This window comes from Pontibacter sp. HJ8 (assembly GCF_054824225.1).
Genome location: NZ_JSYF01000118.1, coordinates 18447 through 31691, shown reverse-complemented (window position 1 = coordinate 31691; position 13245 = coordinate 18447). Strand labels below are relative to the sequence as shown.

The following is a 13245-nucleotide window of genomic DNA, read 5'->3' as shown; positions in this document are numbered from 1 at the left end:
TTGAAACGCTTCCTGTCTTAAACCAGTATGCCTTCATTATTCTTCTGAACTAACTCACTATATCCCTATGGCCAACGCTGTTTTTCTACAGATTCATCCTGACAATCCGCAGCCGAAAAAAATACAGGAGGCAGTCAGCATACTTCGCAATGGCGGCGTGATCATCTATCCCACCGACACCATCTATGGCCTGGGCTGCGACATCCACAACACGCGGGCGGTAGAGCGTGTCTGCCAGATCAAAGGCATAAAGCCCGACAAGGTGAACCTTTCCTTTATCTGCTCTGACCTGACCCATATCTCGGACTATGCCAAGATCGACACCCCTACTTACAAAGTGTTGAAGAAGGCGCTGCCGGGCCCCTTCACCTTTGTGCTCGATGCCAGCAGCCGGGTGCCCAGGTATGCGGGCAGCAAAAAGAAAACAGTAGGTATAAGAATACCCGACAATCCGATCGCGCTGGCTCTGGTAAAAGAATTGGGCAATCCCATCCTCTCTACCTCCATCCGCGATGAGGACGAGGTATTGGAGTATAGCACAGACCCGGAACTGATCTATGAGAAGTACCGCAACCTGGTGGATGCCGTGATCGATGGCGGCCCGGGCAACAACATCGCCTCTACGGTAGTGGACGCGGCCAATAATTTCGAAGTGCTCCGGGAAGGCGCCGGGGATATTGAGGAATTTCTTTAAGAGTTCTGAGTCACGAGTTCTGAGTCTCGAGTCCGTAAAAATAATCTGGAAAATCAACTCGAGACTCAGAACTCACGACTCAGAACTGGCCGCTTGCGGCCTGCTGTGTTTCCAGCGTTTGTGGGTCCAAAGGTAGCTGGCGGGACTGCGCCGGATGGAAGCTTCCAGTCGCCGGGCAAAGGCTTCTGTGATCGGGTATTCGCCTTCTACCGGTTTGTTGATCCCGTCGGATAACACCTCGAAGGTAAGCTGGTACTGTCCGCGTTTAAGGCGGTATACCTCCAGGAAGAGCACCGGACACCCGAAAGCATTGGCCAGTTTTTCGGCTCCTACAAAGAAAGCCGTTTCCTGGCTGAGGAAAGTAGTCCAGTATTGTATTTCACCGAAAGGTGGCGTCTGGTCGGATAGCATGGCAATGACACGGGGCACTTTCCTGTTCCGGACAAAGTCACGCATGGTGTCTTTCATTTTGATGAGGCGGGCTCCCAGGCGGGTGCGGATGTGCAGCATAAACTCCTCGAAGAACTTATTGCTGAGCGGCTTGTAGATACCTTCGGCCGGAAAGTCATACTGCACAGCACCAGCCGGCAGGATCCATTCCCAGTTACCCGAGTGAGACCCCATTGTAATTACGGGCTTCCCTTGCTTCACAAAGTTATCGAGCACCTCCTGGTTCGTAAATACGATCCTGCGTTTTATCTCCGCTTCATCCATCGATGCCAGCTTCAGGATCTCCATCACGACTTCCAGAAACTGTTTGTAGAAGGCTTTGGTGATCTGCTTTATTTCCTGCTCACTTTTCTCCGGGAAAGAATGGCGCAGGTTCTGCAACACCACTTTTTTGCGGTACCCGATGACATGGTATACCAGCAGGTATAGGAAGTCCCCGAGCACATAGAGCACAGGCAGCGGCAGCAGGGACAGGCCCTTCAGCAACAGCCACAACGGGTAATACAGAGCAGGGATGTCAGGAGATTTCTTCACAAGGTATAGGTCGGCCACAAAGGTACAACCTCGCCTTGTATTATGAAATTAAAGAATTCATGCTTATTTCGCAGACAATAGACACAAGACGTAAGACACAGGACGCAGGACTGTAAGTATGGGACAATAGATAATAGTTTCCAGGTATAGCGTACATGCACTCTATGGTATTGATCGAAACCAGCGTTTCTAATCAGATAAACCTGTTTACACTTATAGCTCATAAAAACCACAACTCAAGACTCAGAACTCGCGACTCAGAACTCTTTACAACTTTCAAACTTTTCAACTCCCTTGATCTTACTGACCGAAATACTTTATAATCCGCCCATTCAATACTTTGCGCAAGTGCTGCGTGCCGACCGTATACTGGTGGAGCAGCATGAGAACTATGTGAAGCAAAGCTACCGCAACCGCTGCCATGTGCTCACGGCTCAAGGGGCGGTGCCGCTGAGCATACCAGTGCTTCGGGGCAACAGCAAGGACAAGACCCGTATCACAGACATCGAGATCGACTACAGCCAGAAATGGTATAATGTTCACTGGCGCACTATACAGGCGGCTTACGGCCGGGCTCCTTATTTTGAATTTTACAGTGACTATATCCGGGAGGTATATGAGCGGCAGCCGAAATATTTATTTGAATTGAACGTTGACTTATTGCGGCTTTATCTTAAATTTCTGAAACTGGATAAGTCGCTGGAGTTCACCCAGGACTATATGGCGGCGTATCCGGCCGATGTGCTGGACTTCAGAAACCGGGTGCATCCTAAAATCATTCCTGACAACTTGTACGTAAAACCCTATACGCAAGTATTTGGCAAACAATTTGTACACGATCTTAGTATAATTGACTTGTTGTTTACACAGGGACCAAAGTCACTTTCCTATATACAATAAGAGGCTGCTCCAAAACTAAACCTTTGTACTCCGCGGCTTGTTTACAAATAGGGCTTATCCTGTTAGCCTCAATCAATTACAATTTTTAGACTTTTTAGATTTTTTATAGCGATTACATGGAAGCTAAATTCTCAAACAGAGTGAAAGAGGTCATCTCACTCAGCCGTGAGGAAGCTATTCGTCTTGGGCATGATTACATCGGCACCGAACACCTGGTGCTGGGCATGATCCGGGAAGGAGAAGGTACTGCCATCGCCCTACTCAAGAAGCTGGGCGTTTCGATAGATGAACTGAAGTATGCGCTGGAGCAGGCAACCCGCAACACCGCCTCTCAGAACAGCAACATCACCGGTAGTATCCCGCTTACTAAACAAACGGAGAAGGTGCTTAAGATTACTTATCTGGAGGCTAAGATCTTCAAAAGTGACATCATTGGTACTGAGCACCTCTTATTATCCATCCTTCGGGATGAAGACAATATTTCTTCACAAATATTAGCGAAATTCAACGTGAACTACGAAGCCATAAGAGACTCTTTGGATTATCATAGCAATAATCCATTGGCATCGTCTGACACAGACGATTCAGATGATTCTGACAAGCTGTTTGGCAGCTCTTCGCGAGCTGGCAGCAGTTCCAGCAAAAAGCCGGGCGAAAAGTCACGCACTCCGGTGCTTGACAACTTTGGCCGCGACCTGACCAAGCTGGCCGAAGACGATAAGCTGGACCCGATAGTGGGTCGTGAAAAAGAAATCGAGCGTGTGGCCCAGGTATTGAGCCGCCGTAAGAAAAACAACCCGATCCTGATTGGTGAGCCTGGTGTAGGTAAAACAGCTATTGCTGAAGGACTTGCCCTGCGCATTATCCAGAAAAAGGTAAGCCGTGTGCTTTTCAACAAGCGCGTGGTGACCCTGGACCTGGCCTCGCTGGTAGCTGGTACAAAATACCGTGGACAGTTCGAGGAGCGTATGAAAGCCGTGATGAACGAGCTGGAGAAGTCCCCGGACGTGATCCTGTTCATTGACGAGTTACACACCATTGTGGGTGCTGGTGGCGCTTCCGGCTCGCTGGATGCCTCCAACATGTTCAAGCCTGCGCTTGCCCGTGGTGAGATCCAATGCATCGGTGCCACTACCCTGGATGAGTACCGTCAGTACATCGAGAAAGACGGTGCCCTGGCCCGTCGTTTCCAGATCGTAATGGTAGATCCTACCACTCCGGAGGAAACAATCGAGATACTGAACAACATCAAGGACAAGTACCAGGACCACCACCATGTGAACTACACCGACAAGGCGATTGAGGCCTGTGTGAAGTTCAGCGACCGCTACATGAGCGACCGCTTCCTGCCAGACAAAGCCATTGACGTACTCGATGAAGCCGGTGCACGCGTGCACATCAACAACATCGTGGTGCCGGAAGATATCCTGAAGCTCGAAGAGCAGATCGAGAACATCAAGGGTGAGAAAAACCGCGTGGTGAAAAGCCAGAAATATGAAGAGGCTGCCCAACTGCGCGACAAGGAGAAAAAACTCATCGACCAGCTCGAAACGGCTAAAAAAGGCTGGGAAGAAGAGACCAAGAAGAAGCGCTATACAGTAAAAGAGGAAAATGTGGCAGAAGTTATTGCCATGATGACAGGTATACCTGTGAAGCGTATCGCGCAGAACGAAGGTCAGAAGCTGCTGAACATGGCGGATGAACTGAGCGGCAAAGTGATCGGTCAGGAAAAAGCCATCAAGCAATTGGTGAAAGCGATCCAGCGTACGCGTGTGGGTCTGAAAGATCCGAAGAAGCCGATTGGTTCTTTTGTATTCTTAGGTCCGACTGGTGTGGGTAAAACCGAGCTTGCCAAAGTGCTGGCCACTTACCTATTCGACAAAGAAGATTCGCTGGTGCGTATCGACATGAGTGAGTACATGGAGAAATTCAGTGTATCTCGCCTGGTGGGAGCGCCTCCGGGCTATGTGGGTTACGAAGAAGGTGGTCAGCTGACCGAGAAGATCCGTCGTAAGCCTTACTCTGTGGTACTGCTCGACGAGATCGAGAAAGCGCACCCGGATGTATACAACCTGTTGTTGCAGGTATTGGACGATGGTATCCTGACAGACGGACTCGGCCGCAAGGTGGACTTCCGGAACACGATCATCATCATGACCTCCAACATCGGTGCCCGTGACCTGCAGGACTTTGGAGCCGGTATCGGTTTCATGTCAAAGACCAAGCAGGACAACGTAGACGACATCATGAAAGGTACGATCGCCAGTGCGTTGAAGAAAACCTTCTCGCCTGAGTTCCTCAACCGTTTGGACGACGTGATCGTGTTCAACTCGCTGGGTCGTGAGGATATGCACAAGATCATCGAGCTGTCACTTGGCAAGCTGTTCAAGCGCATTGAATCACTGGGCTACAAGATTGAGCTCACCAGCAAAGCGAAGGACTACGTAGCGGAGAAAGGCTATGATCCGAAGTATGGTGCCCGTCCGCTGAACCGTGCTATTCAGAAGTACATCGAAGATCCGATTGCGGAAGAAATACTGAAAGCTGAGATCGCACAAGGTGATACCATGATGGTAGACTATAAGGAAGGCGACGAAATTCTGACTTTCTCCTCCAAGAAGAGCAATGGCAAAAAAGGCAAAGGCGCTTCGGATGATGAAGAGGAAACAGAGCCAACCAAGTCTTCCGGTTCAGATACGGACAAAACAGGCGAATAATCAGTAACAAATAATTTTTTAAGGGCTACCCCTACGGGTAGCCCTTCTTTTTTGATGCGATCCGGTGCCTTTACACCTGACCGGATTCAAAAAGTACTGGGAGTATAGCTGTTTTCGGCTGATAGTTTTTAAATTTGACAGTTAATCTAACGATTCTTAATACTATAGATATACCCTTTTTCATGGCAGGAGAAATCAAACAAGGTCATATAGAAACACTGGAGCGCAAAAATGCCGAAGCGTTGCTGGGTGGCGGACAGGACAGAATAGAAGCACAGCATAAAAAAGGCAAACTGACGGCCCGGGAGCGCATTCATCTTTTGATGGATGAGAACTCATTTGAGGAAATAGGCAAGTTTGTGATGCACCGCTCCAAGGATTTCGGCCTGGACAAGCAGTATTACCTGGGCGACGGTGTAGTGACCGGTTACGGCACCATCAACGGGCGCCTGGTCTATGTTTTCTCGCAGGACTTCACCGTGCTGGGCGGTTCGCTTTCTGAAACGCATGCCGAAAAGATCGTCAAGATCATGGAACTGGCCATGAAAAACGGCGCTCCCGTTATTGGCCTGAATGACTCCGGCGGTGCCCGTATTCAGGAGGGGGTGGTTTCGCTGGGTGGCTATGCCGATATCTTCTACCGCAACACCTTGGCTTCCGGCGTTATCCCGCAGATCTCTGCCATCATGGGACCATGTGCGGGCGGAGCCGTGTACTCCCCTGCCATTACGGACTTCATCATGATGGTGGAAGATACTTCCTACATGTTTGTGACAGGTCCTAACGTAGTCAAGACGGTAACGCACGAGAATGTAACCTCGGAGGAACTGGGCGGTGCCAGCACCCACAGCACCAAAAGCGGCGTAACCCACTTCTCCTGCGCCAACGAAGTGGAGTGCATCACCTACATCAAAACCTTGCTGAGCTATATCCCGCAAAACTGTGAGGAACTGCCTCCTTCCCTGCCCTATGATAACTCCGCAGATGAAACACGCGCTGAACTCGACTCCATCATACCCGAAAACCCGAACCAGCCTTACGACATGCGTGAGGTTATAGAAGGCATCATCGACCACGGTTCATTCTTTGAAGTGCACAAGAACTTCGGCGAAAACATCGTGGTAGGATTTGCGCGTCTTGGGGGCAGAAGTATAGGTATAGTAGGCAACCAGCCTGCAATACTGGCCGGTGTACTGGACATCAACGCCAGCACCAAAGCCGCCCGTTTTGTGCGTTTCTGCGACAGCTTTAATGTGCCGCTGCTGGTACTCGAAGACGTACCAGGCTTCCTGCCGGGCACAGATCAGGAGTGGCGAGGCATCATTACCAACGGAGCCAAGCTTCTGTATGCTTTCTGTGAAGCTACCGTGCCCCGCATCACCGTCATCACGCGCAAAGCCTATGGCGGCGCCTACGACGTGATGAACTCCAAACACATCGGCGCTGATATGAACTATGCCTGGCCTACTGCCGAGATCGCGGTCATGGGTGCGCAGGGTGCTGCCGAGATCATCTTTAAGCGCGAAATAGCGACGGCCGAAGATCCGGAAGCAAAACTGGCGGAGAAGGTACAGGAATACAAAAGCAAGTTTGCCACACCTTACCGTGCAGCCCACCGCGGCTTCATTGACGAGGTGATCATGCCGTCGGAGACGCGCGGCAAATTGATCAAAGCGTTTAAAATGCTGGAAAATAAAGCCGTGCAGCTTCCCCGTAAGAAGCACGGAAATATACCGTTGTAACAGTGATTGAGGAGCAGTAGTCGGGAATAAACAAAGCCTGCCCCTGCTCGTTATCCCTGATAATTGATTATTGGTAATTGTTAACTGAATTTATGCGACAAGAATCTTTTGACTTTCTTCAGAAGTACCTCAATAACTCCTCACCTACCGGCTTTGAAGTAGAAGGCCAGAAATTGTGGCTGGAGTATGTAAAGCCCTATATCGATGACTACTTTGTGGATACCTATGGCTCTGTGGTGGGCGTGATCAACCCGGAGGCTACCTACAAGGTCGTGATCGAGGCACATGCCGATGAGATTTCGTGGTTTGTGAACTACATCACGCCCGAAGGCTACCTATACCTTAAACGCAATGGCGGATCCGATGCCCTGATCGCGCCTTCCAAGCGGGTGAACATCTATACCTCCAAAGGCATCGTGAAGGCTGTTTTCGGATGGCCGGCCATACACGTGCGCAAGGTAGAGAACGACAAAGCCCCTACGATAGAAACCGTGTTCCTGGACTGTGGTGCTAGCAACCGCGAAGAAGTAGAAGAAATGGGTATACACGTAGGTTGCGTGGCTACCTTTGAAGACGAGTTCACTGTGATGAACGACAAATACTATGTGGGGCGAGCCCTGGACAATCGCGTTGGCGGCTTCATGATTGCCGAAGTAGCCCGCATGATACACGAGCGTAAGCACAAACTGCCTTTTGGCCTCTACATAGTGAATGCTGTGCAGGAGGAGATCGGGCTGCGTGGCGCCGAAATGATCGCACACCGCATTCAGCCGGATGTGGCCATCATCACCGATGTGACCCACGATACGCAGTCGCCGATGTACGACAAAAAGAACAGCGGCGATATTCATTGCGGCAAAGGCCCTGTGATTGCTTACGGACCGGCCGTGCAGAACAATGTGCGGGATCTGATCATCAATACTGCCAAAGAAAAAGAGATCCCGTTCCAGCGCTCTGCCGTTTCACGTGCAACCGGCACCGATACAGACGCGTTTGCTTATTCCAGCGCAGGCGTTGCCTCAGCCCTCATCTCGTTGCCACTCAAGTACATGCACACCACAGTAGAGACGGTGCATAAGGAGGACGTGGAGAATGTAACCAAGCTGATTTATGAGACCTTGCTCAAGATCGAAGATAACCAGGATTTCCGTTACCTGAAGTAAGATTTCACTTTTAGCCAATGTGAAGCCTCACAGCGTCTGTCTATCAGACCTGTGAGGTTTTTGTTTTAGTCCCCTTCGAATTCTTTATTTTTGAACATGAGCTTTCCCCATACCTTCACCGACCAGATTGGCCACCGGATCGTGTTGCCGCAACTGCCACAACGCATCGTTTCTCTGGTGCCTTCGCAAACAGAACTGTTATTTGATCTGGGGCTTGGGGATCGCATCGTGGGTCTTACGAAGTTCTGCATTCACCCCAAGGAGCAGGTAAAGCAGAAAACGATCAGAGGAGGTACCAAAAATTTCCGGTTCGAGGTGATCGATGGGCTACAGCCCGACCTGATCATCGGGAATAAGGAAGAGAACTACAAAGAAGGGATAGAGCTGCTGCAGCAGCGGTACAAGGTATGGATGAGTGATATCTATACCCTGGAGGATGCGCTGGCGATGATGCAGCAGGTAGGGCAACTGACCGGTACCGAAGCCAAAGCAAAACAGTTGATACAAGGTATAGCATCCGGCTTTGGAGCACTTCAGCCGGTACAGCCAGGTATACCAACAGCCTATTTTATCTGGCGCAAACCCTATATGGCGGCAGGCAACCACAACATCATCGACCATATGCTGCAGCGGTGTGGTTTTGTGAATGCGTTTGCTGACCTGGCCCGGTATCCGGAGGTATCCCCAGCACAGCTGCAGCAGGCAGCCCCGCAGCTGATCCTACTATCTTCAGAACCTTACCCTTTTCAGGAAAAGCACCTAGCTGAATTCCAAAAGCTGTGCCCGCAGGCTGTCGTCAAAGTAGTGGATGGGGAAATGTTCAGCTGGTATGGCAGCCGGTTGTTGCATGCTCCGGCTTACCTGCAACAAATCGTGGAAGAGGTCAGAAATATGGTGTCTTAACCCTGGCAATTTATACGCCACTACCCCTTATGGAAGAGAGAACAGGTATAGGTGAAATTTTTATTTACGAGACTGTTCTACAACATTGACGTCATCCTCTCTTTCGGGGACAGTATTCACGCCATCTTAACCCCCTAAGCGTTCCAGTAGTAGTTTTGCTCTTTCTGCTATACCTGTGAAGTAAGAGGCATCTTCCTGAATCTGCTCCTGGCTTTTATGAAGGAGCTCCCGCCTGTTGGTAGAATCATCCAGGCTGGAGAATTTGATGATTTTCACGAGCCGATCAGGCTGCACTTCAAGTCCGGGATGGAGCTGTTCCAGTTTCCGGATCAGCTCCAACCGGAACTCTTTTTTCTCTATCGCTTCCTCGTCCAGCAGGCGCAATACAGCCGCCACTGCCTCGTCTTCAAAGACGGAGGTGATCGCAATACCGATAAGTTCCCCGATGGAGGGGGCCGGCAGCTTCATCAGGGTCAGGTACCCGCCACCCTGCGTGGCAGCCGTTGCGTAATATTTTAGCCAGAAAGCACCTGTAGCCGGGTCTTTGTAAACAGCTGCATAGCCGCCCACGGCCGTCTCGACCAGCTGCATTTTGGTGAGCAGCAGCTCGATCAGGCTTGCATCTCCATACAGGCGCCTCTTTTCCATGCTGTTATTCGCTATACGTTAGCTCAAACCCGACTTTGGCCAGATCCTCCCAGAAACGCGGATAAGATTTTCGCACCACGCCTGGTTCCTGTATCCGAACGGGCTGTAACAAAGCAATCGGAGCAAACGCCATGGCCATCCGGTGATCCTGGTACGTACGGAAAGACAGCTCCTCCTTGCCCAGCAAACCCGGAGTCATGCGAAACACACCCGTGGTTACTTCTTCTAAGTGTGCGTGCATACTCAGCACTTCAATCTGCAGGGCCTGTATGCGGTCCGTTTCTTTTATCCGGAGGCTCTCCACCCCCGTCATATCTACCGTTACGCCCAATGCGGCCCCGAGCGCCACTACTGTCTGCGCCAAGTCCGGGCAATCGGAAAAGTCGATGGAAACCTGCTTTTCGTGATGCTTTTTCTGCAGCAACACGCCTTCCTCGGTAAAGGTAGTGTGCACCCCCAGGCGGTACATGATCCCCGCGATAGCACTATCGCCTTGAAAAGAATGCTCTCTCAGACCAAGCAACGTGATCTCTGCTTCTTTGGCCAATGACACCAGGCTATACCAGTAGCTGGCTGCCGACCAATCCGATTCTACTGCAAATACCGCGGAGGTATACTGCTGGTGTGGCACCGTGATGGTATTTCCCTCGAAGGTGGCCGTCACACCGAAATGACGCATCAGCGCAAGGGTCATGTCGATGTATGGCCGGGATCCGATTTTGCCTTCCAGTTCCAGTTCCAGTCCTTCGGGCAACAGGGGGGCGACCATCAGTAGTGCCGATATATACTGGCTGCTGATGTCGCTGCGCACTTTCAGCTTGTTATTACCATTGCCTTGGAAACCGCGGATGCGAAGGGGCGGATAGCCTTCTTCTCCTAAATAATCTATACCTGCGCCCAGTTCACGCAGGGCATCGACCAGCACCCGGATGGGCCGCTGGCACATCCGATCGGTGCCGGTGAGCGTTTTATGCTGCCCTGTAACTGCGTAATACGCCGTCAGGAACCGCATGACCGTGCCTGCATCTTCGGCATCGATCGTTTCAGCATCACTTTTGAGTAGCCTTTGCAGCAATTGCGTATCATTGGCTTCCGATAAATTCTGCAGCTCTGACTCCTTACCCGAAAGGGCAGCGATGATCAGCGCGCGGTTCGCCTCGCTCTTGGAGGCTGGCAGCTGAATTTTTCCTTTCAATATACCCGAAGGATGGGCAACGGTAACAGTATTGGTCATAATAACTGGTAGTAACGCAATGATTCATGAATTTCCTGTAGGGTCACGGGCTGGTCGTAAACAGCCTTTCCTATACCTTGCAGTAAGGTGCAGTTTATAGTGGAACGGGTATTCTTCTTGTCCTGTAGTGCCAGTTGCGTGATGAAGCCGAGATCGTCTTCCGTCAGTTTCACTTTCTCATATACCGATACCAGGAAAGTCTCTATCTTCTCCAGGGCTGCCTGGCTCAGCAGCTCCTTCTTCACCGACAGGTAGGCCTCGCACAGCATACCTACCGCAATGGCTTCGCCGTGCAGCAATTCCCGGCCGGGTTTTTCCAGCAGGTAGCTTTCCACAGCATGGCCTACGGTATGGCCAAAATTCAGGACCTTGCGGTAGCCAGCTTCCAGTGGGTCAGCCGCTACCACTTCGGACTTGATCGCGACGGAATGCCGGATCAGTTCTTCCCAATTTTCATGGAACAAGCCGACCTGGCGCTGCTCCTCAAAGGTATCGCCATCCGCGATCAGCCAGTGCTTAATGATTTCGGCATACCCTGATTTAATCTGCCGCTGCGGCAGCGTGCGCAGAAAAGCAGGGTTGATGAGAACGGCACGGGGCTCGCTGTATACCCCGATGTGGTTCTTGAGCCCATGAAAATCGATGCCTGTTTTACCGCCCACACTGGCATCCACTTGCGCCAGCAACGTAGTGGGCACCTGCACAAAGTATAGCCCCCGCTTAAACACCGCCGCGCAGAATCCGCCCATGTCGCCGATCACACCGCCGCCCAGATTCACCAGCACCGACCAGCGGTCCAGGTTCAGCTCCGTCATGCGTTGCCAGATCAGCTCGCAGGTCTGCAGAGTTTTGTGTTCTTCCCCGCTTTGTATCTGGATGAGATCATGCTGGGGCAGGTACGGTTTTAGCAGCGGGTAGCAGTGGAGGAGCGTATGCTCGTCCACCAACACAGCTACTTTTGAAAAGGCGGGGTTCTGTAACAGCTCCGTCAGTTGCTGCAGCGAATCCTCCCCGATATAAATATTCTCCGTCACGATTCAGTTTATTCTATATAGGCCTATGTGCGGTATAAAGTTAGGACTTACTGCTACTCCCGCAAGAGATAAACCGAGGTTTTCGCTTATTTTGTAGTCAACGTATCTTCTTCAGGCTCCGCTTCCGGGTTACCCGCCTGCAGTATAGCGGTCTGTTCCCGGATCGACTCTACATGGATGAGTTTGTAGAGCTCTTCTACAAAAGCCGGATTTATGCCTGCTTCGGAGGCCCAATCGGCACGTGTTCGGAATATCTCTTTCCAGCGCTCCAGCTGCAGAACCTGTACATTGTTCAGCTTTTTGTATTCCCCTATCTGCTCCACCAGCGCCATCCGCCTGGCCAGTGCACCGATGATGTCATGGTCTGCAACGTCAATTTGCAGGCGCAGCTCTTCCGCCCTGTTTACCAGCTCAGCATCGTCATAATTGGTTTTGCGCACCTGCAGCTTGCCAAGTATCGCGGCCAGCGCAGCCGGGGTTACCTGCTGTTCCGCATCACTCAGTGCCTCCTCCGGGTTCGGGTGCGTTTCGATCATCACCCCGTCATACCCCAGGTCCAGCGCCCGTTGCGACAAGGGATGTATCAGGTCCCGGCTGCCTCCGATGTGGCTCGGATCCACGATCAAGGGTAATCCCTGGAATTTCGCTTTCAATTCGATCGGTATCTGCCAGACAGGTACATTTCTATACTTTGATTTCTGGTAGGAGGAAAAGCCTCTGTGAATAGCAGCAAGGTCTGTAATACCGGCATGGTAGATGCGCTCAATGGCGCCGATCCACAGGGCCAGGTCCGGGTTCACCGGGTTCTTGACCATCACAGGCACCTGCACCCCGCGCAGGGCATCGGCTATTTCCTGTACTGCAAAGGGATTTACGGTAGTGCGGGCACCGATCCACAGCACATCGATCTCCTGCTTCAGCGCCTCCTCCACATGCCGGGCAGTTGCCACTTCGGTGGTCACCCGCAGTCCCAGTTCCCGCTTCACGCGCCCCAGCCAGGCCAGGCCCTGCAAACCTACTCCTTCAAAGGAGTTTGGCCTGGAACGGGGCTTCCAGATGCCGGCCCGGAACAGGTGCACCTTCAGCTGCTGCAGTGCCTCTGCTGTCTGCATAACCTGCTTTTCGCTTTCGGCACTACACGGTCCGGCGATCACCAGGGGCCTGCCCCGCTCTGCCAGCAGTCCCGAAAAATAGGTATCTTTCTTACTAAACTTCATGACCAGTCA

At 51.5% G+C, this 13245-nt stretch carries 11 protein-coding genes; 6 read left to right on the top strand and 5 right to left on the bottom strand.

Annotation, left to right across the window (positions count from 1 at the left end; translation table 11 throughout):
• Positions 1-67: 67 nt before the first annotated feature.
• A complete protein-coding gene (locus OB13_RS06700) occupies positions 68-694 on the top strand; it encodes an L-threonylcarbamoyladenylate synthase (RefSeq protein ID WP_461489382.1) in 627 nt (208 codons plus the stop codon).
• A 72-nt stretch (positions 695-766) separates the two neighbouring features.
• On the opposite strand, the gene OB13_RS06695 is transcribed toward OB13_RS06700, so the two are convergent.
• Positions 767-1678, bottom strand: a complete 912-nt coding sequence (locus tag OB13_RS06695; protein ID WP_461489381.1) for a lysophospholipid acyltransferase family protein — start codon at positions 1676-1678, stop codon at positions 767-769.
• 294 nt (positions 1679-1972) lie between these two features.
• Between OB13_RS06695 and OB13_RS06690 the strand changes: the two genes are divergently transcribed.
• The 5 genes from OB13_RS06690 (at position 1973) to OB13_RS06670 (ending at position 9103) form a co-directional block, all read left to right on the top strand.
• Positions 1973-2578 carry a WbqC family protein gene (locus tag OB13_RS06690; RefSeq protein WP_461489380.1) on the top strand — a complete coding sequence of 202 codons (606 nt, stop codon included), beginning with the start codon at positions 1973-1975 and terminating at the stop codon, positions 2576-2578.
• Positions 2579-2694: 116 nt separating this feature from the next.
• Entirely contained in the window at positions 2695-5295 is a 2601-nt protein-coding gene (locus OB13_RS06685) for an ATP-dependent Clp protease ATP-binding subunit (protein WP_461489379.1), read from the top strand.
• A gap of 182 nt (positions 5296-5477) precedes the next feature.
• Positions 5478-7037 carry an acyl-CoA carboxylase subunit beta gene (locus tag OB13_RS06680; protein WP_461489378.1) on the top strand — a complete coding sequence of 520 codons (1560 nt, stop codon included), beginning with the start codon at positions 5478-5480 and terminating at the stop codon, positions 7035-7037.
• A 92-nt stretch (positions 7038-7129) separates the two neighbouring features.
• Positions 7130-8200, top strand: a complete 1071-nt coding sequence (locus OB13_RS06675) for a M42 family metallopeptidase (protein ID WP_461489377.1) — start codon at positions 7130-7132, stop codon at positions 8198-8200.
• A 96-nt stretch (positions 8201-8296) separates the two neighbouring features.
• On the top strand, positions 8297-9103 hold the full coding sequence (locus tag OB13_RS06670; RefSeq protein WP_461489376.1) for an ABC transporter substrate-binding protein: 807 nt from the start codon (positions 8297-8299) through the stop codon (positions 9101-9103).
• A 126-nt stretch (positions 9104-9229) separates the two neighbouring features.
• Here the strand turns inward: OB13_RS06670 and OB13_RS06665 are convergent, their stop codons facing one another.
• The 4 genes from OB13_RS06665 to OB13_RS06650 all read right to left on the bottom strand — a co-directional run bounded on the left by OB13_RS06665 (position 9230) and on the right by OB13_RS06650 (position 13236).
• Positions 9230-9751 carry a hypothetical protein gene (locus tag OB13_RS06665; protein WP_461489375.1) on the bottom strand — a complete coding sequence of 174 codons (522 nt, stop codon included), beginning with the start codon at positions 9749-9751 and terminating at the stop codon, positions 9230-9232.
• 4 nt (positions 9752-9755) lie between these two features.
• A complete protein-coding gene (locus OB13_RS06660; RefSeq protein ID WP_461489374.1) occupies positions 9756-10985 on the bottom strand; it encodes a 3-phosphoshikimate 1-carboxyvinyltransferase in 1230 nt (409 codons plus the stop codon).
• Positions 10982-12019, bottom strand: coding sequence for a 3-dehydroquinate synthase (gene aroB / locus OB13_RS06655; RefSeq protein ID WP_461489373.1), 1038 nt, complete (start codon positions 12017-12019; stop codon positions 10982-10984). The genes OB13_RS06660 and aroB overlap by 4 nt, the downstream gene beginning before the upstream one ends.
• An 86-nt stretch (positions 12020-12105) precedes the next feature.
• A complete protein-coding gene (locus tag OB13_RS06650) occupies positions 12106-13236 on the bottom strand; it encodes a chorismate mutase (protein ID WP_461489372.1) in 1131 nt (376 codons plus the stop codon).
• Positions 13237-13245 lie beyond the last annotated feature (9 nt).